Origin of the sequence: Variovorax sp. WDL1 (genome assembly GCF_001541225.1) — a bacterium.
GTDB lineage: Bacteria > Pseudomonadota > Gammaproteobacteria > Burkholderiales > Burkholderiaceae_C > Variovorax.
Genome location: NZ_LMTS01000210.1, coordinates 1 through 242, shown reverse-complemented (window position 1 = coordinate 242; position 242 = coordinate 1). Strand labels below are relative to the sequence as shown.

The window sequence follows — 242 nt, the reverse complement described above, 5'->3', positions numbered from 1 at the left end:
GCCAGCACGGAGATGGTCAGCCGCTTCTATGGCCTGACCCATCAGGAAGTCGCCCTGCGTCGGGAAATTCTCGGCCTGCCCAAGCGCAAGGGGCGCCACCCCGTCCTGGACGAGACCCAGGACACCGAACTGTGGCGGCAGTGGAAGGCCGTGACCAGCAGCAGGAACGTCGATCTGGAGGACGAGACCTCGATTCTCGATGCGGCCATGGACCTGGCCGAGGGCATGTCACTGCCGCTCTC

1 protein-coding gene is annotated in these 242 nt (G+C 65.3%); it reads left to right on the top strand.

Going from position 1 to position 242, the window contains the following annotated elements; genetic code table 11:
• Positions 1-242, top strand: a 242-nt coding sequence (locus tag APY03_RS26855; protein ID WP_157103467.1) for an STY4526/YPO1902 family pathogenicity island replication protein, incomplete at both ends; no start/stop codon positions are given.